Genomic DNA, 19853 nt, shown 5'->3' with positions numbered 1-19853 from the left:
TCCGGGGGCATGCTGCCTAACGGATGCGCAGGACCACGTTGCCCCGCTTCCGTCCGGTGTCCACGAAGCGGTGGGCCTCGACGATGTCGGCGAGGTTGTAGGTCCTGTCGATGACAGCCTGATACTTGCCTTCCTCCGCGAGGCTCACGAGGTAGGCGACGTCGTCGGCGGTGTACATGAGCTTGAGGCCGCCGAAAGTGACCAGCTTGCCGCTTCGGCGGCTCTGTCCCCGCGCGCCGAGCATGCCTTTGAGGTCGGCGATGACCAGGAGCAAGGCACCTCCCGGGGCGATGCTGCCTTGCACCCTCGCGAACGGGGCGTTCCCCACGCAGTCAATGACGACGTCGTACGTTGTTCCGTCTGCGGTGAAATCCGCCGAGGTGTAGTCGATGAAGCCGTCCGCGCCGAGTGATTCCACCAGTTCCCTGTTGACCCCGCTGCTCACAGCGGTGACGTGGGCGCCCAGGTGTTTGGCCAACTGTATTGCCGCCGTTCCCACCGCGCCCGAGGCGCCGTTGATAAGAACCGTGTCGCCGGTCTTGATGTCCGCCATGCCCAGGAAGGTTTTCGCTGTGAGTCCGCCGAAGAGCAGCGTGACGGCCTCCTCAAAGCCCATGTTCCGCGGCTTGGCGGCGATGGGCCCGTCCGCCGGAACGGACACGTACTCGGCGTGGCCGCCGAACCCTGCCCCGAGCATCGCAATAACCTCGTCGCCAGCCTGGAAGGCGGTCACGCCCGGGCCGACGGACTCCACCACGCCGGCCACGTCCATGCCGAGGACCCGGGTCCGCGGGCGGAAGACGCCGAGGGCCAGGGCCGTGAATACCACGAGTCCCGTGGGGACATTGCGGCTGCGGACGCGGTGGTCGGCGACGCTGACAGTGCTGGCCATGACTTTGATGAGCACCTCTCCGGCGCTCGGAGCGGGCTGTGCGATCTCCTCGACGCGGACCACATCCGGCCCGCCGAACCGGCGGTAGGTCGCGGCTTTCATGGTCCGTGCTCCCGCGGCCGTTGCGGCCGCCGGCTGGATTGGGTTCATGGGTTGGCTCCTCGATTTTCCATGAGGTGTACGGCGTACACCTGCCTGTTGGAACTGACATTAGGTGTACTTAGTACACTTGTCAATGGAAGATGTTTGCAGCGTCGGAAGCAGGGAACAGTGACTCAGCAGATTGCCGCCGAACGCCGGGCGCGGCTAAACCGGGCGCGGGTGTTGCGGGCGGCCGTTGCACTCGCCGACGAGGTGGGGATCGGCCCGCTGAGCATGCGCCGCCTCGCCCAAGAACTGGACGTGGTGCCGATGGCGCTGTACAAACACGTGGCCAACAAGGAGGAGCTCCTCGACGGCATGGTGGACGTGGTCATCGGCGAGATTGATCCTCCCGTTGCCGGTGCTGACTGGAAGAGCATGGTGCGGCTGCGGGTGCTCTCCGCGAGGCGGGTGCTCCAGCGCCACCAGTGGGCCAGGCGCGTCCTGGAAACCCGCACCAACCCGACGCCCGCCGTCCTTGGCTACATGGACTCGTTCATCGGCATGTTCTTCGCCGGGGGCTTTTCCGTTGACCTCACGCACCACGTGATGCATGCCATCGGAAGCCGGATGTGGGGCTTCACGCAGGAACTGTTCGACTCCACGGCCATTTCAGAGGGCGACACTCCCGCTGCGGTGGCACCGGAAGTCCAGGCCGCCATGTTCCAGGAAATGTCCGCCAGCTACCCGAACGTCATACAGGTGGCCACTTCTGCCAGCCACGATGACGGCTCGGTAGTCGGCAGCGGCTGCGACGACCAGTTTGAGTTCGAGTTCGCCCTGGACCTCCTCCTGGACGGCATCGAGCGGCTGCACCAGCGGGACTACAGCCCCACAGCCGCCCGACTCGAGCGGGGTTAAACCGGAAGCGGACGACGGCGGGACCTCCCGCCGTCGTCCGCTTGCGTCTGTGGGTATCATCGGAACACCCGTCCCTTTGAGAGTGGAGTTACGCATGCAGCTCGGCGCTTTTTCGATCAGCCTCACCGTTAAGGACATCGCGGCGTCGGCTGCGTTCTACGAGAAGCTGGGCTTCACCAGTTTCGGCGGCGACATCACCCAGAACTGGCTGATCCTCAAGAACGGCGAGACCGTCATCGGCCTCTTCCAGGGGATGTTTGAGAAGAACATGCTGACGTTCAACCCGGGCTGGAGCCAGAACGCGGAAGCGCTGGATTCCTTCACCGATGTGCGCGACCTCCAGCGGGAACTCAAAGCCGCCGGCGCGGAGTTCGTTGCCGAGGCTGACGAGGCCACCACCGGTCCGGGGAGCTTTATTGTCGTGGATCCGGACGGCAACCCGGTGCTTGTGGATCAGCACGTCTAATTAGGGCAGCCGCGAAGCTCGCAACAGCGTCGCCTCGCCTGCGCGCTCAGGCTCCAGCGGCACAGGGCTGACCAGCACCGCCGGCCCGCGGTGCAGGACGCCATCGGAAATTACCCGGCACCGCACGCCGCCGCGCCCGCGCATCGCTTTGTGGGCACCCGGGGCGAGCATCTCATCCATCCAGACGCAGGGGTGGGCGGGCCGCCCGGCCGTGAGCCGCACCAAGGCACCCTGGGATTCCAGCGCGAAGTCGTGTCCCAGCAGCGGGGCCAGGTGGGCGCCCCGGAGTACAACGTTGCGCCGGGTCAGGAGCGGGTCAAACGGCCCCGTTCCCAGCTCTGCGGCGATGGCCTCAAGGGACTCGATGGCAAACAGCGTGACTGCCGCGTCCATGTGCGCGGCCTTGCCGAAGAACCGATCCCCGACGATGCCCTTGCCCGCTACAAGCTCCGCTCGCTCGGCATCCGTGGTGGGGACATCCGCGGCACCCTCGCGGGCCCGGCCGAAGTAGGCGTGCGCCGGAGACACCAGCAGATGCAGGACCTCTACGTCATACCGGTAGCTTTCCGTCATGCCACTAAGGTACTCCGCCGCGCGGGGGCTGCGGGGGCTGCGGGGGCCGCGGGGGCTTAACTGACCTTTCGCGCACGCCCCAAACGCAAACGCAAGCGGACGACGGCGGGAGGTTCCGCCGTCGTCCGCTTGCGTTACTGCTAGGCGGTCTGTTCTCGCCTTTCGTGTGTCTGCCCGTAGGGGACGTCGCGGCTGACGGCGACGGTGTAGCTGGTGTAGCTGTGCTGTGTGACCAGGATGCCGTGGCGGCTTTCCCTCATGGCGTGTTCGCGGGCCATTTCCACGGCGGTGTTGAGGTCGTTTTCGACGGTGTCAGGATCGTGGGCTGTGATTGCCAGGACGAGGTCAGAGTGGCGCTTGATCATGGTGGTCTCTTTCTCGGCGGGATCCCGGGACTCTGGCTGGGCACAGGCTTCCGGGGCCGGGTGCACCCGGGGAGGCGGAAAGCGGTGGTTCCAGAGGGGTTGCCCGGCATCTCTGATGGGGCGGTGGCCGGCCGAATTGTCCGGCGGGCTGGATCGGCGGAAGCATTTGTTCCTGCGGATCTGTAGCCAGTGTGCCTGAAGCGATGGTCCCTAGGCAATAGGTGGGCCGAAAAATCCGAGGAGCCCAGCTAAACGTCAGGGTACGACGGCGGGAGGTCCCGCCGTCGTCCGCTCCGTTGCCTAGGCCTGGACGAGCAGGCCGGTGGCGAACATCAGCCCCATGCCCAGGACGATGCCTGCCCCGGTGAGCGGGGTGAAGGTCTTGCCCGCGGTGTCCCTGAGCATTGGCAGGAGTTTGACGGCAACCTGGGCGACGGCTCCGGCTCCGATGCCGAGCAGGAAGGCTGCAAGGGCCGGCTGGTACACGGTCGCTCCGATGAGGGCGCCGGCGGCGGCGGGTGCTCCTGCGATGAGTCCCAGGATTGCCAGGCGGCCCAGGCCGGGGGCTTGTTTGGCGAGCGGTGTGACGATCGCCAGGCCCTCGGTGGTGTTGTGGATGGCGAAGCCGACAATCAGGGACGCGCCCAGGGCGAGTGAGCCCACCGCGTAGGCGGATCCTATGGCGAGGCCTTCGCCGAAGTTGTGCAGGCCGATGCCAACAGCGATCAGCAGCGCCAGGTGCTGGGGCGGCAGGGCTGAAGGTTGGCTGGCGGTAGTTGAGTTCTGGTGCCGGCGCATCCACGCATCCGTTCCCTCGAGGATGAGGTAGGCGGTCACGGCGCCGAGGAAGACGACCATGGGGCCGCCGAACGCGCCGTTGCCAGTGACGAGTCCCACGGCTTCGAGGGTCGCGTCGAAGGCCAGGAAGGCCAGCAGCCCGACGGTGACTCCCAAGAGGACGCGGACCCAAGACGCGGACGAACGGCGCACGAACGGCATCCACAGCATTCCCAGGGCTACCGGTATTACGCCGACATAGACCCCCATGAGCAACATGAGTCCGAAGAAGGAGCTGCCGCGCTCCGGACTCAGGGCGGCCGCGTCAATAACCGCCGGGATCTTGCCGCCGTTCGAGGTCACCAGCGCCACCTCGTAGGGATCCCCTTCCACCCAGTTGTAGATGATGGTGAGGGTGGTGGACTCCAGCGGCGCCATGGTTCCCCGCGTCTGCGTGAACAAGGCGTAGTAGTCCGAGACATTGACCTGCGCGATGGACACCGGATCCGGTCCCTCGTTCCGGACGGTAATGGTGATCTGGCCCGCTGTCAGGCGGACACCTTCGACGGCGACCTCCTCCTTCGGCGGAACACCCTCGGAGAGTTTGTTGAGACCGGGTGCGTTGAGCAGGGTGAACAGGCCCAGCAGGATCGCGATCACCACCAGCGGCCCAATGCCGAGCAGCCACCGCGGGACCGGTGGCCGGCGGTGAGGTGCTGCGGCCAGAGCGGCAGCTGACTTTTCGTCAAGGCTCATGATGGGCCCACCTCGAAGAAGCCCATCCAGCCCAGTTCAGCGAACTCGGTCTTGTGGGCGTGGAACATGTATTTGCCCGGGTACGGGAAGCGGAGTTCCACGATGCCGCGCTGGCCCTGCACCTGCGAGACGGTGTCCGTGTATTCACTCGGGGCCAGCATGGTCCCGGTGGGGTAGTAGTGGAAGAAGTTCCCGTGCACGTGGAAGGAATTGATGGGGTCGTATTCGAGGACGTTGATCAGGTGGATTCGGACCAGCTCGTGCTGCCTGACCTGGACGGGGAAGTCCATAAAATGGAAGGGCAGGCCGTTGACGGAGTAGAACTCGTTGTCGTCGCCGCCGTCGGTGTTGTAGCCGTTCATCACCATGACCATTTCGTTGTCGGCTTTCGGCCGGCCTTCTTTGGGTTCGATGATGAAGCCGCCGTAGAGGCCCTTGGCGATGTGCGGCGCCAGTGGTGACTGGTGGCAGTGGTAGAGGTGCGTGCCGAACGGGGTGGCATCGAATTCGTAGGTGAAGCTTTGGCCCGGGGCGATGGATCCGGCGCCGATCCCCGGGGTGCCGTCCATCTCGGCCCGGTGGATCCCGTGAAAGTGGATGGTGTGGGGGTGCGCGCCGGCGTTGGTGAAGTGGATCCTCAGGGCATCACCTTCCTGCGCCCAGAGAGTCGGACCGGGGATCCGGCCGTTGTAGCTCCAGCCCGGGAACGTCACCCCCGGCGCGATCTCGAAGTCCATATCTACTGCGACGATGTCCCATTCCCGAAGGGTGCGGCCGTCCGGAAGAGTGCTGGTTTTGCCTCGATCGAAATCGTGCAGGATCGCGGTCGGGTCGATCCCGGCGCGCTCCGGCGGGACGGAACCGCCGGCGAAGCCTGCGTGACCGGCATGGTTCACCATGTGGCCAGCGTCGGTGAGGGGCGAACTAGAACCCGTCGCCGCCGGACCGGACACCGTGCCGTGTCCGGCGTGATGCCCGGGATCCTTGGAATCCAACGGCACCCAGCCGGCAAGCGCAGGCGCGGCGGCGAACGCCGCGGCTCCCGTGAGCATGGCACGCCGCGTCGGCAGCGTCTTTTCCGCTGGTTTCGGCGTGCCGTCCATTTCATCTCCATAGATCAAACAGTTTTGTTAGGCCAGTCTAACATTCATGTTCGGCGGGTAATATGAAAATATGACCGTCTCCGAGCTGACAGCTTCCGCGCAGGACTACCTGAAGATGATCTGGTCTTCAACGGAATGGGCCGAGGCTCCCATCACCGTTGGCGCCATGGCTGAGCGGATGGCGCTGAAACCGTCAACTGTTTCGGACGGCATCCGTCGGCTGGCCAAGCAGGGCCTGGTCACGCATGCCCCCTATGGCAGCATCGAACTGACGCCCGCCGGCCGGGCACACGCCGTCGAAATGGTGCGCAGGCACCGTCTCCTGGAAACATTCCTCGTGCAGGTTCTGGGATACGGCTGGGACGAGGTGCACGACGAGGCCGAGATCCTCGAGCACGCCGTTTCCGACACCATGATCCAGCGCATTGACGAGAAGCTCGGCCACCCCACCAGGGATCCGCACGGAGACCCGATCCCCTCGGGGAATGGGCTGCCGCACCGCCCGCAAGGGGATCCGCTGACATCCGTGGAACCGGAACGAACGGTCACCATCACAAGAATCTCGGACGCGGACCCGGACATGCTTCGGTACTTCACCCAGCTCGGGCTGGGACCGGACACCCGGCTTCAAGTCTTGGCACACCGACCGTATGCCGACGTGACCACGATTCGGGTCGGCGACCGCGACGTTGACCTGGGCCCCTCCGCAGCCGAAGCCATCTGGGTAGTGGCAAACTAAGGCCCCCCGGGACAGCGTTCCGGGCTGGCCCGGCGCGTGCCCGCCGTGCCCTGCACCACAGCGGCCTGACTGCGGGTAAAGATAGAGTGTCACGGTGAAGATTGCCCTGGCTCCCGATGACGCCGAGCTGGCCTGGGCCGACGAGGGCAGCGGCGAGCCCCTCCTCCTGATCGCCGGCCAGGCAACGGCCATGGACGGTTGGGGACCAACGGCGGCGGCCCTGGCACAGCATTTCCGCGTCATCCGCTTCGACCACCGGGGGATCGGCGGGAGCAGCAATGGCGACGCCGGCCGCTACACCACGCGGCTCCTCGCCGCCGATGCGGCTGCTGTCCTCAAAGCGGCGAACGTGGACAGTGCACACGTGTACGGCCACTCCATGGGCGGGCGGGTGGCCCACTGGCTCGCCATCGACCACCCGCACGGTGTTCGTACGCTGATTCTTGCTGCCACCAGCGGAGGCAAACTGGCCGGGGCCGAGCCCACCAAGTACGCCATGGAAGCGCTGGTCAGCGGCGACATGGCGCGACTGGAGCCCCTGTTCTTCGCGCCGGAATGGGCCGCCGATCACCCCGATGCAACACACACGTTCTTCAACTCACGGGCCACAGCCTGGGCCAAGGCACGCCACTTCCGCGCCAGCCGGGACCACGATGCGTGGAGCCGGCTCGGCGCCATCGAATCGCCCACGCTCATCCTCCACGGCACTGATGACGCCCTGACGCCCATGCCCAACGCCATCCAGCTGCACCGGCACATCCGCCGTTCCACGCTGGTCAAGGTCCCCGGCGCCGGCCACGGCCTCCACCTGGACCGTCCGGAAACCATCCAGTGGATCCGGCAGTTCATCGCCGCTAAAGCACCCCTCTGAAACAGAGAGCGGACGACGGCGGGAGGTGCCGCCGTCGTGCGCTCCGCGGCGGTGGGCGGATTCAGGAGCGAAAGATTTCCTTGGCTACCGTGATGGCGGACATGGCTTTGGGCCACCCCGCGTAGAAAGCCAGGTGGATGATGGTTTCCTTGAGTTCGGCTTCGGTGAGGCCATTGGCCTTGGCCCGGACGAGATGTCCTCGGAGCTGCTCCATGCTGCCGCTGGTGACCAAGCTGGCAACAGTAACGAGGCTGCGGTCCCGTGGTGAGAGTGCACTGCGCTCCCAGATGTCTCCGAAGAGCACGTTGTCTGTGAGGTCGACGAGTTTGGGTGCGAAGTCGCCAATTAGTTGTTGGGCGCGGGTCTGATTGGAATCGTTCAATGGGTCAGTCCTTCAGGGTGATGGAGCAAGCTGGGCCGACGTGTCTGCGTTGGGGTAGCTTTTGAGCAGCCCGGTGCCCGCTCATGGCGTGGGTGGTGACGGATGGATTGTTATGCCGGCCAAGTCGTACCTTTCGGTGAATGTCGTCATGATCATTGGTGCCCGGACGTTCCAGCTCCCGCTGGCCAGCAACACGGTGTCGTATTGGTCGATGGACGCCAACGAGGAGGCCATGGCCGGGCGGGCATCAGTGCTTTGCTCGCGGACGTTTCGTGCGACCGCGGCGTCGTAGTTCTCGGGGTAGGGCTAGAAACAGGCCAGCAGGCAGGCAGGCAGGCATGCCGGTGACGGCTGCACGCAGTACGGAGTGCCGGCCGATAGCCCTGTGGTTTGTGGTCATCACGGCATCAGTCGATTCTGCGGCCACCCAACCAGGTCACCATCGCGGGGTCTCGGTGGTCGAAGAACAGGCTCGTGCCGGCGTCCAGGGCAGCGATCCGGCTCATCTGCTCCTCGGTGATGGCGAAGTCGAACACCGCAAGGTTTTCGGCCATCCGCTCCGGCCGCACGGACTTCGGGATTGCGACGACCCCGCGTTGGATGAGCCAACGGAGGACGACCTGTGCGACGGACTTATCGTGTTCCTCGGCGACGGCGGCGAGCACCGGGTTCGTGAACAAATCATTCCGCCCTTCCGCGAACGGCCCCCAGGACTCAATTTGGACGCCGCGTTCGCGCATCACCGCCTGATCAGCGGCGCGCTGGTGGAAAGGGTGGGTCTCGATTTGGTTGACGGCGGGGACAATCTCGTTGTGGTCAATGAGGTCGACAAGCCGGTCGGAGTGGAAGTTCGATACGCCGATCGCACGGGCCTGGCCTTCCTTGTTGAGGTCCTGCATGGCCCGCCACTTGCTGTAGTAGTCCCCGAGCGGTTGGTGGATCAGGTAGAGGTCGAGGTAGTCCAGCCCGAGCCTGTCGAGGGAGTTTTCAAAGGCCCGCCTGGTGTCGTCTTGAACGCTGCCGGTCGGGGCGTGCTGGATCCAGAGCTTGGTGGTGACGAAAAGATCTTCACGGGGGATACCGCTGGCCTTGATCGCCGCACCCACGGCCGCTTCGTTGCCATAGGAGGCTGCCGTGTCCAAGTGCCGGTAGCCGGCTGCGAGGGCGGCTTCGACGGCGGGCTGCGTCTCCACATCGGGGATCTGGAAGACGCCGAAGCCCAGGATGGGCATCTCGATGCCGTTGTTGAGGGTCACGCTATTCATGAGTTTCCTTTGCTTGGTGGATGACTATCGTGTGGGCGGTTTCGTAGTCCTGGTCAGTGACGGCTTCCAGCCAGGTGGCGCTCTGTCCGTGGTGGTGCTCGACCAGGGCCAGGTGGCACATCATGTTGGACTGGGTTGCGCCGTGCCAGTGCTCCTCGCCGGGCGGTGTGTGGACCGTGTCTCCGGGTCGCATGAGGATGGCGTGGCCGTCGCGCGTGGCGACGATCCCGATGCCGTCACTGCAGTGCAGCGTCTGGCCCAAAGGGTGGGAGTGCCAGTTCGTGCGGGCCCCTGGCGTGAAGCGGACGATCGCCGCGACGAGGGCCGAGGGAGCCTGGCCATTGTGAAGCATGTCCAGGTAGACGTCCCCTGTGAACCTGTCCTCAGGGGCCTTGGCGGTGGGGGTGGAGGGTATGAGATGCATTCTGTGGTCCTTGATGGGGGCTGTCCCGTCATTGATTTCGAGGAGTTGGACTGCCGCGGCGGGTCCACTGCATTCAAGGAAACCAGCCATTTCCCGCGCGGGGGAGTCACTGCTGTGCGGTGTTCTGCCAGTTCCTGTTAGGCCAGCCCGGCTCCGTCGTAACGTGGAGGTTATGCAGAACAGCAAAGACGTCCGCGAGTTCCTCATGAGTCGGCGGTCGCGAATCACCCCGGCTCAAGCCGGGCTGCCTGCTTACGGCGGGGCCAGGAGAGTGGCCGGTCTAAAACGCGAGGAAGTGGCCATGCTCACCGGCGTCAGCACGGAATACTACGCCCGGCTCGAACGGGGAAACCTGCGGGGAGTCTCCGACAGTGTCCTTGAGTCCCTCGCCGCCGCCCTCCAGCTCGACGAGGCCGAACGGGCCCACCTGCTCGACCTGGCCAAGGTGGCTGCGCCCTCGCAAACATCAGGAACGCGCAAGGTCCGGGCGGAAGTACGCCCCAGCGTTCAAAGGATCCTGGCGGGTATGACCGGCACGCCCGCCTACGTCCGCAACTCACGCATGGACATCGTGGCCGCTAACAACCTCTGCTTCGCCCTGTATAGGGACATCCTCAACGCCGATACGCTGCCTCTGAACCTCGCACGGTTCATGTTCCTTGACCCCCGGTCACGAGACTTCTTTGTCGAATGGGAAACCATCGCCGATGACCTCGCCGCAGCGCTGCGCACCGAAGCCGGACGGAACCCCCGCGACCGGGCCTTGAACATCCTCATCGGTGACCTGGCCACGGGAAGCACGGAATTCTCGACACGCTGGGCACGGCACAATGTCCGCTTCCACCGTTCGGCCCGCAAGACACTGCACAACCCGTTAGTCGGCGACCTCGAACTCACGGGCGATTCACTTGAACTGCCCGGAGAAGGTCTGACGCTCATCGCCTACACGGCCGAACCGGGAAGCGAATCACAGGAAAAACTGGACTTCCTCATCATGTGGACCTCCTCCAACAAGCGCCCGGTTGAATCGGCTCAAGGTGATTCCAACACGTCAACGATCACCCCGCCCGAAGCTGGCACCCGGTTCTGACGGCCGGACTGCCCTCAGCGCCTGCACGGGGCGGGAGTTCAGTTGATGGCCTCGATGCCAAGCCGCTTGAGTTCTTCAAGGTGGTTCCGCATGTTCTGAAGCACCTCGGGGGAATGGGGCTGCCAATCCAAGATCTCGTCAACCACCCGCAGCGGCTCTTGGGTGCGGTAGGACCTGGTGGGGTTGCCCGGGAACTTCTTGTCCGTCAGATTGGGGTCATCCTCAAAGGAGCCCGTGGGTTCCACGCGGTAGATCCTGCCTGGTCCCTCGCCCACCCCGAGCTCTGCTCCCCAGGTTGCCGCATCCAACGTGGCAGTCAGGTAGATGTAGTTCGCCGTCTTTCGCTCCCCGTAATTCGATGTTTTGCCGGGTTTCAGCAGGTCCCACGCTTCAAGTCAGCTTTGGTGCCGTGGTAAAAGGGCCCGGGGTCTTTGGCTTCGGACGGCATCGGTTCCTTCTCCATGCATGGCCTCCTCGAAAGTGGGCTTTCACTCTAGCCCGCCCACCGCTTAGGGCACGTTGGGTGTGGGTCACCCCTGCATTCGTTGGCGGTAGTTCCGGGGCGTTTCGCCGGCGTCGTTCAGGAAATGCCGGTTGAAGTTGGACAGGTTGGAGAACCCGACTTCGTAGCAAATGTCCGAGATGGGTTTGTCGCTGCGCTCGAGCAGCCGCCGTGCATGGGCCAGCCGGAGTTTGCGGACCAGATCGCTGAAGTTCTGCCCGGTGGCGCGCTTGAAGTATTTCGAGAAGGTCGGCTCGGACATGCCTACCAGGGCCGCCGCCTCGGACATCTTGACGGTGCCGGCGTGATTGCCGAACACGTACTCCAGGACAATGTCCACCACCGCCGCGGCCTGGCCGTCCAGCTGCGGCCTGAACCATTCGTCAGCGAGGTAGCGCCGGTCCTCCTGCGGTGAGCGCGCAAGGATGGCAAAGAGTTCCAGCAGGTGGTGCAGACGCCCCAGCCCGGTGGCGGTGCCCATCGCTTCGATGGATGCGGCCGCAGACAGTGCCGTGCTCCCGAGAAACTCGATGCCGCGTGCGGACTGTTCCAGCAGGGGTTCGATTTCGGCCAGCTCCGGGACGAGGGCCGCAGTCTGCTCCACCCACTTTCCATCGAACTGGATCAGGGCGTCCCTGCCGGCAATGACCTCGCCGGGCTCGAGGTCGCTGACCCAGTCGTGGGGCAGTCCTGATCCCACCAGGGACACATGCCCGGCCTCGAACGTGCCGATGTGGTCCCCGACAATGAACTTACCCGTCCCTTTCCTGATCAGGTGGATCTCGTACTCGGGGTGGTAATTCCAGCGGGCCGCCGCGGTGGGGTAGTCATGCTCGTGCCACCGGACGGAATGGTGCGGGTCCGCCGGGATGACCTCCCGGCTGGCCCGCATTCCCAGCAGCCGTTCGGCCAGCCTGGCCGTTGCTCCGTCGGCGGTGTCCGCGGCAGTCATGGGGAATCTCCGTACTGGGTCTTATGAATTATGGACAGCTTTAGGCAGCCTTTCCCCAGACTAACGCCTACTGCCTCGAAATGGACCGGAAAATAAGTATCAGAAATCGGCAACCAGGACGCTAGTTGTGCCCTATCCCACAGGCCTAATGTTGAGGAACATCAGCGGGACACCAACTTGTAGATCCAGTGCCCCGCTTCAGTCCCTACCTCGGCAAAGCAGCCGGAACAAGGTGACTGTGCACCCTCATGAAGAACAAAGGAGTCCTTAATGCGCTCAAAAATGCGCGCTGCCTCGCTGGCCGCCGGTGCCCTGTGTCTTGCACTGTCTGCGTCCGCCTGCTCCGGAGCCGGCGGTGGGACCACCGCCGGGGACCAAAACAGCATCAACGTCCTGATGGTGAACAACCCCCAAATGGAGGACCTGCAGAAGCTCACCGCTGACAACTTCACCAAGGACACCGGCATCAAGGTCAATTACACGATCCTGCCGGAGAACGATGTCCGGGCCAAGATCAGCCAGGAGTTTTCCAGCCAGGCGGGCCAGTACGACGTCGCATCCCTGTCCAACTACGAGATCCCGTTCTACTCCGCGAACAAGTGGCTCGCGCCGCTTGACAGCGTGGCCAACGACGCGGAGTTCGACCAGGACGACATCCTGCCGGCCTACACGGCCTCCCTCACCGGCACGGACGGCAAGCTCTATGGCGAACCGTTCTACGGCGAATCCTCCTTCCTGATGTACCGGAAGGACATCCTGGAGGCCAAGGGCCTGACGATGCCAGAGAAGCCCACGTGGGATGAGGTGGCTGAGATAGCGGCACAGGCCGACGGCGCAGCCCCGGGAATGAAGGGCATCTGCCTCCGTGGCCAGCCGGGCTGGGGCCAGGTCTTCGCACCGCTGACCACGGTGGTGAACACCTTCGGCGGCACCTGGTTCGACAAGGACTGGAACGCCAAGGTCAACTCCCCTGAATTCACCGAGGCCACAGAGTTCTATACCAAACTGGTGCGCGAGCACGGTGAAGCAGGCGCTGCCCAGGCCGGATTCACCGAGTGCCTGAACAACATGAGCCAGAGCAAAGTGGCCATGTGGTATGACGCCACGTCAGCCGCAGGCGCCCTGGAAGCAGATGCTTCTCCGGTGAAGGGCAAGATCGGTTACGCCCAGGCTCCCGTGAAGAAGACTGACTCCTCCGGCTGGCTGTGGACATGGTCATGGGGCGTCCAGGCTGCGTCCAAGAAGCAGGACGCAGCAGGCAAGTTCATTGCCTGGGCAAGCTCGAAGGAGTACGAGGAACTGGTGGCGTCAAAACTGGGCTGGGCCAAGGTTCCGTCGGGCAAGCGTATCTCCACCTACGAGAACGCCGACTTCCAAAAGGCCGCCCCGTTCTTCGAGGCAGAACGCTCCGCTATTGAAAACGCCGACCCGAAGAATCCAGGCGTTCAGGAACGCCCCGTTGTTGGCATCCAGTTCGTCGGCATCCCCGAGTTCGCCGACCTGGGCACCACTGTCTCCCAGGGTGTGAGCTCGGCCATCGCCGGCCAGGGCACCGTGGCTGACGCACTGGCCAAGGGCCAGGAAGCCGCCCAGAAAATCGGCGACAAGTACAAGAAGTAACCACCCCACAACCGGATCTGTGGCCCGCCTGAGGGCGGGCCACAGAACCGCAGGAGAACACCATGACTACCGCAACAGCGCGCACCGCCCGCACCGGGCACAGCGCAACGAAACCTTCCAAGAACGCCAGGTCCCGTGAACGCGCCCTGGCCTGGGCTCGGCGTGCGCCGCTGCTGCCGGCCCTGATTTTCCTCATCATCGTCACCCAGCTGCCGTTCGTGGTGACCCTGATCATTTCCTTCCTCAACTGGAACAGCCTGCGTCCGGACCAGACCGGGTTCGCCGGGTTCGACAACTACATCCAGGTCCTCACTAACGCGGACCTGCGCCAGGCCATCTTCACAACCATCGTGCTCACCGTCTCCGTCGTCCTGGCCAGCCTGCTCATCGGGCTGGGGCTGGCACTGCTGCTGGACAAGAAGTTCATTGGGCGCGGTCTCGCCCGCACGTTGCTGATTGCACCGTTCCTGGTGGTTCCCGTAGCCGCGGCCCTCATCTGGAAGCACGCCCTGCTCAACCCCACGTACGGCCTGATCAACGGCACCCTGACCTGGATCTGGTCACTGTTCGGCAGCGACACACCGCCGCAGCCGGACCTGCTCTCGCAAACGCCCTTGATGGCCGTGATCGTCTCACTGGTCTGGCAGTGGACGCCGTTCATGATGCTCATCCTGCTCGCGGGCCTTCAGTCCCGGCCCATGGACACCGTGGAAGCCGCCCAGATGGACGGCGCCACGCCCTGGGCGATCTTCCGCCACCTCACGCTGCCGCACCTGCGCCAGTACCTGGAACTCGGCGGCCTGCTCGGAGCCATCTACATCGTGCAGAACTTCGACGCAGTGTTCACGCTTACGTCTGGCGGCCTGGGCACCGCCAACCTGCCCTACGCCATCTACCAGACCTTCTACTTCGCCAACGAATACGGCCTGGCCTCAGCCGCCGGTGTCGTGGTGGTCATCGGCACCATCGTCGTGGCGACCTTCGCCCTCCGCACCGTCTTTTCGCTCTTCAAGAAGGAGGCAGCACGATGAGCACCCTCACCCCTGCCGCACCCCGCAACACGCCCGCTGGCCCCACCGCACTGAACGTCGGGCCCCGGCGGCGCGGCAAGTCCCGCATGGACCCCACCCGCAACAACACCGCCGCCGGCCTCGCCGCCTGGCTGCTCGCCCTGCTGTTCGCCGCCCCGGTCCTGTGGATGATCCTGACGTCGTTCCACTCCGAAACGGACGCCGCCACGAACCCGCCGTCTGTCGCGGCGAACCTGACCCTGGACGCCTACGCGGAGTTCTTTGGCGCAAGCTCCGGGGTGAGCCCCTGGCCGCCGCTGATCAACTCGGCAACTGCATCCATCCTGTCCACGGTCGTTGTCCTGGCCCTGGCCATCCCCGCGGCGTACGCACTGTCCATCAGGCCGGTCAAGAAGTGGACCGACGTGATGTTCTTCTTCCTCTCCACGAAAATGATGCCGGTGGTCGCGGCGATACTGCCGCTGTTCCTGTTCGCCAAGACGGTGGGCGCGCTGGACAACATCTGGTTCCTGATCCTGATGTACACGTCAATGAACCTGCCCATTGCGGTCTGGATGATGCGCTCCTTCCTCGCCGAAGTGCCGGTGGAAATGCTGGAAGCCGCCCAGATCGACGGCGCCGGCCTGCTCCTGACGCTGCGGAAGATCATTGCCCCCGTCGCCATGCCCGGCATCGCCGCGACGGCACTAATCTGCTTCATCTTTAGCTGGAACGAACTGCTGCTGGCCCGTGTCCTCACCGGCGTCATGGCCGGAACCGCGCCGGTCTTCCTCACCGGGTTTGTCTCCAGCCAGGGCCTCTTCCTCGCCAAGGTCTGCGCCGCGGCCGTCGTGATCTCCCTTCCCGTGCTGTTCGCCGGCTTCGCCGCCCAGGACAAGCTCGTCCAGGGTCTCTCCCTCGGCGCCGTGAAATAACGCCGCCCGGCACCCGGCCTTCCATTTCCGAATTCCCGAAAGGACCACTTCGATGACAGCATCAACCGCCCAGTCCACCATCCTGGCCCCCGCCGAACTGCCAGCCACCATGCGCGCCTCCGTTCTGAAGCGCCAAGGCGACATGATCATGGAAACGCTGCCCCTGCCGCAGCTCGACGCCGACCAGGTCCTGGTGCAGGTGGCCGCCGTCGGCATCTGCGGCAGCGACGTCCACTACTACGAACACGGCCGGATCGGCGACTACGTGGTGGACCACCCGCTGATCCTGGGCCACGAACTCTCCGGCCGGATCGCCGCCGTCGGAAGCGCCGTTGACCCTGCACGCATCGGCAACCGCGTCGCCGTCGAACCCCAGCGACCCTGCCGCACGTGCAAGCAATGCAAAGCCGGACGCTACAACCTGTGCCCGGACATCGAGTTCTACGCCACTCCGCCGATCGACGGCGCCTTCGCCGAGTACGTCACCATACAGAGCGACTTCGCCTACGACATCCCGGACAGTGTCAGCGACGAGGCGGCCGCCCTCATCGAACCCCTCTCCGTTGGCCTCTGGGCATGTGAGCGTGCCGAAATCAAGCCGGGCAGCCGGGTTCTGATCGCCGGCGCCGGCCCCATCGGCATCATCGCCGCCCAGGCCGCACGCGCCTTCGGCGCCACGGAAATCTACATCACCGACATCGCCGAAGACCGGCTCGCCTTCGCCCTCAAGCACGGGGCAACGCACGCGCTCAACGCCAAGACCGACAGTGTGGAAGGGCTTGACGTCGACGCGTTCATCGACGCTTCCGGCGCACCCCAGGCGGTCCGGTCCGGGATCAAGGCCGTTGGACCGGCAGGAAGGGTCATTCTCGTGGGGCTCGGGGCGGACGACGTCGAACTTCCCGTTTCATTTATCCAGAACCGGGAGATCTGGCTCTCCGGCGTCTTCCGCTACACCAACACCTGGCCGCTGGCGATCCAGCTGATCGCCGACGGCAAGGTGGACCTGGACATCCTCGTGACCGGCAAGTTCACCCTCGCGGAGTCCGAAGAGGCCCTGAAAGCAGGCAAGCAGGCCGGCCAGCTCAAAGCCGTCGTCTACCCGGGCCGATGACCATGATCACCGTCATCGGCGAATCGCTCGTGGACATCATCAGCGACCCCCGCAGGCCGGGGGAGGTCCAGGCCCATTCGGGAGGTAGTCCCCTCAACGTGGCGGTGGGCGTTGCCCGACTGGGGCTGGCGGCGACCCTTGTGACGCACTACGCCGCCGACCCCTATGGCGACATGATCGAGGGACACCTGAACACCAACGGCGTCACCGCGATCATCGGCGGCAGTGCACCGACGTCGACGGCGACCGCAACGCTGGGTTCCGACGGCGCCGCCACCTACGCGTTCGACATCAGCTGGGACATTAACGGCGCGGCCCTTCCGGCATTGGCAGCCGTGCAAGATTCCAACCACGTTCACACGGGATCAATTGCGGCGGTGCTGGGGCCCGGTGAACAGGCCACGCTTGGACTGCTGGAGGCCGCCCGTGAGCGGGCGACGACCAGTTTCGACCCCAATTGCCGGCCGGCGATTTGCCCCGATGCGGCCGTGGCCCGCACGAAGGCAGAGCGTTTCGTCGCCGTGAGCGACGTCGTCAAGGCCAGCGAAGAGGACCTCGCCTGGCTCTATCCGCACCGGACGCCGGAGGAAAGCCTGGCAGCCTGGCTTCAACTCGGCCCCGCACTCGTTGCCCTGACGCGCGGAGCATCCGGACCGGTCATTCTTGCCCGCCGAGGTCGCGTGGAAATGGCAGCCAAACCCGTCACTGTGGCGGACACCGTGGGCGCAGGCGACTCCTTCATGGCCGCACTCATATCCGGTCTGGACCAGCTCGCAGCGCTCGGGGCCGGCGCGCGGGACAGGCTCCACAGCCTGTCCCACGATGAACTGCATGCGCTCGCCGCCTACGCCAACGGCGCCGCGGCGATCACCTGCTCCCGGCCGGGGGCAAACCCACCCACCTCGGCCGAGCTCGGTCGGCTGTCTGTTCCGTTGCGGACCCCGTTGGGGCATTAACGAAAGCGGACGACGGCGGGAGGTCCCGCCGTCGTGCGTCCGGTCGACCAGAGGGGCCCAAGTGTCCGATCGCGCAGGGTTCTGGCGGCGATGCCAACGGCCGTCACACCACAGCCATGGAGCCAGATCTCACACACTTGTATCTGGCTGCGGCCGAACAACAACGAGCATGCTGCAGCCGGCGCCGCTGAGGTAAGGTCCGTGGCGCATGCCAGGTGGACGGCACGCGTACATGCCGGGGGTAAATGTCTTCCCGAGGGTCACATCGGTGAGTTCCCCCGAGAGAATCATGACCTCCTCCCAGTAGTCGTGGACGATCACGCCGCTGGCAATGGTGTCGGCGCCGGGCTCATAGCGTTGGAGCAGGGTCGAATCTCCGCTCAGCGGATCCGCAGCAAGGTCAGTGTTGTATACATATGGTATGCGAGGGGTTCCGCATAAAGTGTAAGGATGACCATCCCAGAGGAAATCGACACACCTGAGATCATCATCGACCGGGACGTGCTCCAGCGAAATATCGAGCGCATGGCAACGACGGTCCGGGCCAAGGGTCTGCATCTCCGGCCGCATGTCAAGACGCACAAAGTGCCCGAAATCGCGGAAATGCAGCTGGCGGCCGGAGCCGTCGGGCTGACAGTGGCCACCCTCGGGGAGGCCGAAGTCTTTGCAGAGCATGGGGCCAAGGACATCTTCATCGCGTATCCGCTGTGGGTCGGTCCCCGGCAGGCTGAACGGCTCCAGCGCCTTGCAGCAAAAGCCAGGATCGCAGTCGGTCTGGACTCACGGGAAGCAGCCGAAACCATGGCCGCGTCACTGGGCGATGCCGTCGGGGAGATTGAAGTGGTGCTGGAGATCGACAGCGGCCATCACCGCAGCGGGATAGCACCCGACGCCGTCGTCGGCGTCGCCCAGGCCGCGGCGCGGGGAGGGCTGCGCGTCACGGGAATTTTCACGTTCCCAGGACACAGCTATGCCCCGGGCATGCCTTTAAAGGCTATGGACGAGGAACGGCTGGCCCTCGGCGAAGCCGCCGACCTGCTCACCGCGGCAGGTTTCCCCATCACCCACCGCAGCGGCGGGTCCACACCCACCGCCACCCTCACCGCCGGCGACTCCGGAGCCACAGAAGTCCGGCCCGGCGTGTACGTTTTCGGAGATGCCCAACAGCTGGAACTGGAACGCTGTGCGGCCGAAGATATCGCACTGACCATCGCGGCAACAGTCGTCAGCCGGCATGAAGGCACCGACCTCATACCGCGAAGGGTCATCCTGGACTCCGGCAGCAAGATCCTCGGCGGGGACCGGCCCGGCTGGGCCACCGGCTTCGGGCGTCTCCTGGACCACCCGGAAGCCCGAATTACCGCACTGTCAGAACACCACGCCACCGTCGTCTGGCCGGCGGAGGCATCGCTGCCGGCACTCGGAGACCGGCTGCGTGTGGTCCCCAATCACGTCTGCATCGCGATGAACCTCGTCGACGACGTCACAGTGATCAGCGGCGGCAAAATCGTGGACCGCTGGCACGTGGCCGCACGCGGACGAAACAAATAAACCCGTCAGAGACGGCGGCGATCCTTAGATGCCGAGCTCTGCCCTAAGCGCTGCGACGTGGCCCTGGGCCTTGATCTGGTACTGCGTGAGCGTGACGTTGCCTTCGGCGTCGAGCACCACGGTGGAACGGACCAGGCCGTCAACCACTTCGCCGTTGACGAGCTTTTCGCCCCAGGCGCCGTAGGCCAGCGCCACTGCGTGGTCTTCGTCGGAGAGCAGCGGGAATGTCAGGGCGAAGTCGCCGGTGAAGGCTGCCAGCTTCTCCGGCGAGTCCGGGGAGATGCCCAGGACCTCGTAGCCGGAGGACTGCAGGCTGGCGAGGCTGTCGCGGAAGTCGCAGGCCTCGGTGGTGCAGCCGGGCGTGGCGGCTTCCGGGTAGAAGTACACAATGACGTTGCGTCCGCGGTAATCGGACAGGGAGACCTTCTGGCCGTCGGCGTTGAGCAGGGCGAAATCGGGGGCCTGGGTTCCGGCGAGGAGTTTCTGGGTCATGTTTCGTTCCTTGACT

At 64.9% G+C, this 19853-nt stretch carries 22 protein-coding genes and 1 pseudogene; 11 read left to right on the top strand and 12 right to left on the bottom strand.

Features of this window, described 5'->3' with window-relative positions:
* Positions 1-16: 16 nt before the first annotated feature.
* Positions 17-1042 (bottom strand): NAD(P)-dependent alcohol dehydrogenase, encoded by a 1026-nt coding sequence (locus ASG77_RS02775; protein WP_056340850.1) that lies wholly within the window; start codon positions 1040-1042, stop codon positions 17-19.
* 120 nt (positions 1043-1162) lie between these two features.
* Between ASG77_RS02775 and ASG77_RS02770 the strand changes: the two genes are divergently transcribed.
* Both ASG77_RS02770 and ASG77_RS02765 read left to right on the top strand, forming a co-directional pair.
* Positions 1163-1894 carry a TetR/AcrR family transcriptional regulator C-terminal domain-containing protein gene (locus ASG77_RS02770; RefSeq protein WP_056340848.1) on the top strand — a complete coding sequence of 244 codons (732 nt, stop codon included), beginning with the start codon at positions 1163-1165 and terminating at the stop codon, positions 1892-1894.
* Between the two features lie 94 nt (positions 1895-1988).
* Positions 1989-2360, top strand: coding sequence for a VOC family protein (locus ASG77_RS02765; RefSeq protein WP_056340846.1), 372 nt, complete (start codon positions 1989-1991; stop codon positions 2358-2360).
* Here ASG77_RS02765 and ASG77_RS02760 read toward each other — a convergent pair whose 3' ends face one another.
* The 4 genes from ASG77_RS02760 to ASG77_RS02745 all read right to left on the bottom strand — a co-directional run bounded on the left by ASG77_RS02760 (position 2361) and on the right by ASG77_RS02745 (position 5934).
* Positions 2361-2933, bottom strand: coding sequence for an MOSC domain-containing protein (locus tag ASG77_RS02760; protein ID WP_056340844.1), 573 nt, complete (start codon positions 2931-2933; stop codon positions 2361-2363). It abuts the gene before it with no gap.
* A gap of 140 nt (positions 2934-3073) precedes the next feature.
* Positions 3074-3298: a hypothetical protein gene (locus tag ASG77_RS02755; protein ID WP_056341583.1), complete on the bottom strand. Its 225-nt coding sequence runs from the start codon at positions 3296-3298 to the stop codon at positions 3074-3076.
* Between the two features lie 300 nt (positions 3299-3598).
* The gene (locus tag ASG77_RS02750; RefSeq protein WP_056340842.1) at positions 3599-4831 is read right to left on the bottom strand and encodes a ZIP family metal transporter; all 1233 of its coding nucleotides are present in this window, start codon (positions 4829-4831) and stop codon (positions 3599-3601) included.
* A complete protein-coding gene (locus tag ASG77_RS02745) occupies positions 4828-5934 on the bottom strand; it encodes a multicopper oxidase domain-containing protein (RefSeq protein ID WP_235564255.1) in 1107 nt (368 codons plus the stop codon). Before ASG77_RS02745 ends, ASG77_RS02750 begins: the two co-directional genes overlap by 4 nt.
* A 70-nt stretch (positions 5935-6004) precedes the next feature.
* On the opposite strand from ASG77_RS02745, the gene ASG77_RS02740 reads away from it, so the two are divergent.
* Positions 6005-6673 carry a metal-dependent transcriptional regulator gene (locus ASG77_RS02740; protein ID WP_056340840.1) on the top strand — a complete coding sequence of 223 codons (669 nt, stop codon included), beginning with the start codon at positions 6005-6007 and terminating at the stop codon, positions 6671-6673.
* Positions 6674-6767: 94 nt separating this feature from the next.
* On the top strand, positions 6768-7544 hold the full coding sequence (locus tag ASG77_RS02735) for an alpha/beta fold hydrolase (RefSeq protein WP_056340839.1): 777 nt from the start codon (positions 6768-6770) through the stop codon (positions 7542-7544).
* Positions 7545-7605: 61 nt separating this feature from the next.
* Here ASG77_RS02735 and ASG77_RS02730 read toward each other — a convergent pair whose 3' ends face one another.
* From ASG77_RS02730 to ASG77_RS02715, 4 genes are all read right to left on the bottom strand, one after another.
* Positions 7606-7926 carry a carboxymuconolactone decarboxylase family protein gene (locus ASG77_RS02730; protein ID WP_056340837.1) on the bottom strand — a complete coding sequence of 107 codons (321 nt, stop codon included), beginning with the start codon at positions 7924-7926 and terminating at the stop codon, positions 7606-7608.
* 81 nt (positions 7927-8007) lie between these two features.
* On the bottom strand, positions 8008-8160 hold the full coding sequence (locus tag ASG77_RS20995) for a hypothetical protein (RefSeq protein ID WP_082575791.1): 153 nt from the start codon (positions 8158-8160) through the stop codon (positions 8008-8010).
* Positions 8161-8333: 173 nt separating this feature from the next.
* A complete protein-coding gene (locus tag ASG77_RS02720) occupies positions 8334-9191 on the bottom strand; it encodes an aldo/keto reductase (protein ID WP_056340834.1) in 858 nt (285 codons plus the stop codon).
* Positions 9184-9615: a (R)-mandelonitrile lyase gene (locus ASG77_RS02715; protein ID WP_056341577.1), complete on the bottom strand. Its 432-nt coding sequence runs from the start codon at positions 9613-9615 to the stop codon at positions 9184-9186. The genes ASG77_RS02720 and ASG77_RS02715 overlap by 8 nt, the downstream gene beginning before the upstream one ends.
* A gap of 172 nt (positions 9616-9787) precedes the next feature.
* On the opposite strand from ASG77_RS02715, the gene ASG77_RS02710 reads away from it, so the two are divergent.
* Complete coding sequence (locus ASG77_RS02710) at positions 9788-10705, top strand: helix-turn-helix transcriptional regulator (protein WP_056340833.1); 918 nt, start codon at positions 9788-9790, stop codon at positions 10703-10705.
* A 38-nt stretch (positions 10706-10743) separates the two neighbouring features.
* Here ASG77_RS02710 and arr read toward each other — a convergent pair.
* Together arr and ASG77_RS02700 are read right to left on the bottom strand one after the other, a co-directional pair.
* Positions 10744-11168, bottom strand: a pseudogene (gene arr, locus ASG77_RS02705) (NAD(+)--rifampin ADP-ribosyltransferase).
* Between the two features lie 67 nt (positions 11169-11235).
* Complete coding sequence (locus tag ASG77_RS02700) at positions 11236-12159, bottom strand: AraC family transcriptional regulator (RefSeq protein WP_082575790.1); 924 nt, start codon at positions 12157-12159, stop codon at positions 11236-11238.
* Between the two features lie 270 nt (positions 12160-12429).
* Here ASG77_RS02700 and ASG77_RS02695 point away from each other — a divergent pair, with 270 nt between their 5' ends.
* The 6 genes from ASG77_RS02695 (at position 12430) to ASG77_RS02665 (ending at position 19345) form a co-directional block, all read left to right on the top strand.
* Complete coding sequence (locus ASG77_RS02695) at positions 12430-13779, top strand: ABC transporter substrate-binding protein (protein ID WP_056340831.1); 1350 nt, start codon at positions 12430-12432, stop codon at positions 13777-13779.
* A gap of 62 nt (positions 13780-13841) precedes the next feature.
* A complete protein-coding gene (locus tag ASG77_RS02690) occupies positions 13842-14810 on the top strand; it encodes a carbohydrate ABC transporter permease (protein WP_056340829.1) in 969 nt (322 codons plus the stop codon).
* On the top strand, positions 14807-15724 hold the full coding sequence (locus tag ASG77_RS02685) for a carbohydrate ABC transporter permease (RefSeq protein WP_056340828.1): 918 nt from the start codon (positions 14807-14809) through the stop codon (positions 15722-15724). Before ASG77_RS02690 ends, ASG77_RS02685 begins: the two co-directional genes overlap by 4 nt.
* A 52-nt stretch (positions 15725-15776) precedes the next feature.
* The gene (locus ASG77_RS02680; protein ID WP_056340826.1) at positions 15777-16838 is read left to right on the top strand and encodes an NAD(P)-dependent alcohol dehydrogenase; all 1062 of its coding nucleotides are present in this window, start codon (positions 15777-15779) and stop codon (positions 16836-16838) included.
* Between the two features lie 2 nt (positions 16839-16840).
* Positions 16841-17794 carry a carbohydrate kinase family protein gene (locus ASG77_RS02675; RefSeq protein WP_056341570.1) on the top strand — a complete coding sequence of 318 codons (954 nt, stop codon included), beginning with the start codon at positions 16841-16843 and terminating at the stop codon, positions 17792-17794.
* 450 nt (positions 17795-18244) lie between these two features.
* Positions 18245-19345, top strand: a complete 1101-nt coding sequence (locus ASG77_RS02665) for a D-TA family PLP-dependent enzyme (RefSeq protein ID WP_056340822.1) — start codon at positions 18245-18247, stop codon at positions 19343-19345.
* 24 nt (positions 19346-19369) lie between these two features.
* On the opposite strand, the gene bcp is transcribed toward ASG77_RS02665, so the two are convergent.
* Positions 19370-19837 (bottom strand): thioredoxin-dependent thiol peroxidase, encoded by a 468-nt coding sequence (gene bcp, locus ASG77_RS02660; RefSeq protein ID WP_056340820.1) that lies wholly within the window; start codon positions 19835-19837, stop codon positions 19370-19372.
* Between the last annotated feature and the right edge of the window lie 16 nt (positions 19838-19853).

Origin of the sequence: Arthrobacter sp. Soil762 (assembly GCF_001428335.1) — a bacterium.
Classification (GTDB): Bacteria; Actinomycetota; Actinomycetes; order Actinomycetales; family Micrococcaceae; genus Arthrobacter.
This window is presented reverse-complemented; position numbering and strand designations above follow the sequence as displayed.

Excerpts from the sequence above, each read along its gene's own strand:
- ASG77_RS02690 (WP_056340829.1), top strand. The coding sequence starts at position 13,842 with ATGACTACCGCAACAGCGCGCACCGCCCGCACCGGGCACAGCGCAACG.
- ASG77_RS02675 (WP_056341570.1), top strand. The coding sequence starts at position 16,841 with ATGATCACCGTCATCGGCGAATCGCTCGTGGACATCATCAGCGACCCC.
- ASG77_RS02775 (WP_056340850.1), bottom strand. The coding sequence starts at position 1,042 with ATGAACCCAATCCAGCCGGCGGCCGCAACGGCCGCGGGAGCACGGACC.
- ASG77_RS02700 (WP_082575790.1), bottom strand. The coding sequence starts at position 12,159 with ATGACTGCCGCGGACACCGCCGACGGAGCAACGGCCAGGCTGGCCGAA.
- ASG77_RS02715 (WP_056341577.1), bottom strand. The coding sequence starts at position 9,615 with ATGCATCTCATACCCTCCACCCCCACCGCCAAGGCCCCTGAGGACAGG.
- ASG77_RS02755 (WP_056341583.1), bottom strand. The coding sequence starts at position 3,298 with ATGATCAAGCGCCACTCTGACCTCGTCCTGGCAATCACAGCCCACGAT.
- ASG77_RS02685 (WP_056340828.1), top strand. The coding sequence starts at position 14,807 with ATGAGCACCCTCACCCCTGCCGCACCCCGCAACACGCCCGCTGGCCCC.
- ASG77_RS02710 (WP_056340833.1), top strand. The coding sequence starts at position 9,788 with ATGCAGAACAGCAAAGACGTCCGCGAGTTCCTCATGAGTCGGCGGTCG.
- ASG77_RS02680 (WP_056340826.1), top strand. The coding sequence starts at position 15,777 with ATGACAGCATCAACCGCCCAGTCCACCATCCTGGCCCCCGCCGAACTG.
- bcp (WP_056340820.1), bottom strand. The coding sequence starts at position 19,837 with ATGACCCAGAAACTCCTCGCCGGAACCCAGGCCCCCGATTTCGCCCTG.
- ASG77_RS02750 (WP_056340842.1), bottom strand. The coding sequence starts at position 4,831 with ATGAGCCTTGACGAAAAGTCAGCTGCCGCTCTGGCCGCAGCACCTCAC.
- ASG77_RS02745 (WP_235564255.1), bottom strand. The coding sequence starts at position 5,934 with ATGGACGGCACGCCGAAACCAGCGGAAAAGACGCTGCCGACGCGGCGT.
- ASG77_RS02740 (WP_056340840.1), top strand. The coding sequence starts at position 6,005 with ATGACCGTCTCCGAGCTGACAGCTTCCGCGCAGGACTACCTGAAGATG.
- ASG77_RS20995 (WP_082575791.1), bottom strand. The coding sequence starts at position 8,160 with ATGGCCTCCTCGTTGGCGTCCATCGACCAATACGACACCGTGTTGCTG.
- ASG77_RS02720 (WP_056340834.1), bottom strand. The coding sequence starts at position 9,191 with ATGAATAGCGTGACCCTCAACAACGGCATCGAGATGCCCATCCTGGGC.
- ASG77_RS02765 (WP_056340846.1), top strand. The coding sequence starts at position 1,989 with ATGCAGCTCGGCGCTTTTTCGATCAGCCTCACCGTTAAGGACATCGCG.
- ASG77_RS02760 (WP_056340844.1), bottom strand. The coding sequence starts at position 2,933 with ATGACGGAAAGCTACCGGTATGACGTAGAGGTCCTGCATCTGCTGGTG.
- ASG77_RS02665 (WP_056340822.1), top strand. The coding sequence starts at position 18,245 with ATGACCATCCCAGAGGAAATCGACACACCTGAGATCATCATCGACCGG.
- ASG77_RS02695 (WP_056340831.1), top strand. The coding sequence starts at position 12,430 with ATGCGCTCAAAAATGCGCGCTGCCTCGCTGGCCGCCGGTGCCCTGTGT.